Annotated in this window: 1 protein-coding gene; it reads right to left on the minus strand. The window is 32.8% G+C overall.

Annotation, left to right across the window (positions count from 1 at the left end):
- On the minus strand, positions 1 to 924 hold a 924-nt coding region (locus tag B5E92_RS15250), incomplete at its 3' end, for a prolyl oligopeptidase family serine peptidase (RefSeq protein WP_239406515.1).
- Positions 925 to 974: the final 50 nt, after the last annotated feature.

Consider the following 974-nt stretch of genomic DNA (forward strand, 5'->3'; position numbering starts at 1 on the left):
GATCATTGCTGCTTTAAATAAATCTGGATAAGCAATTAACATTCTTGTTGTCATGTATCCACCTGCTGAGCATCCTGATACATATACTTTATCTGGATCTATTCCTTTTGTTTTAATTATTTCCTGGATTTCATTATATGCTTTTTCTAATAAACCATCGCGTTGTGCATAATACCATGTATCTGGTGCTTGGAATGCCATTACATCTGCACCACCAAAGATATCTTGTGCTTCATCAGTTGCCCAGGCAACAGTTCCTCTATTTCCTAACATTTGAGCAACATTATTTTGAGAATTATTATAATCTCCTTCACCGTTACCATGGAACCAGACAATTAATGAATCTCCTTCTTGAGCATCATAATATTGATAGTTAATTCCGCCATCAACAATAATAGATTGGAATTTTGATGTTTCTTTATCAATCATATTTGAAGTATCTGCAGTATAAATTGCTGAATACATATCATCAATTACTCTTCCATCTGCAGCAGTTAAAGTAATAGGACTATTTTGAATTACCGTATAAGTTAAATCAGCAGGATAATTTCTACCAGCACTCAAATAAGATAAAGTAGCACCTTCTGACATATCAAAATATACAGTTACATATTGACCATCAGTTTCTACCTTAACAATTTTACGATCAATATCATAATCACCAGCTGTTAAATCAGTTCCTTCACGAATTGCTTCAGTAGAAGCTTTTGCATGAACAATAAATGTATCTTTTGTTACACCACTTACTTTATAACTAGAACCATAGTCAATTACCATTTTAGATACAACTTGACCTGCATCAGTTACTTCAGTATGTAATTCAACTGGATAAATATCTTTAGCTTCTTCTTCAACATAATTAGCAGCCCATTGCCAGATATGAGTTCCATCACTATCTTGTGGATTATTATTTAATGTATAAATCCATGACCAGTGATTACTATATTCTACTAATGTTTCTACTCCGTCTTGAT

This window comes from Erysipelatoclostridium sp. An15 (assembly GCF_002160675.1).
Lineage (GTDB): Bacteria > Bacillota_I > Bacilli_A > Erysipelotrichales > Coprobacillaceae > Thomasclavelia > Thomasclavelia merdavium.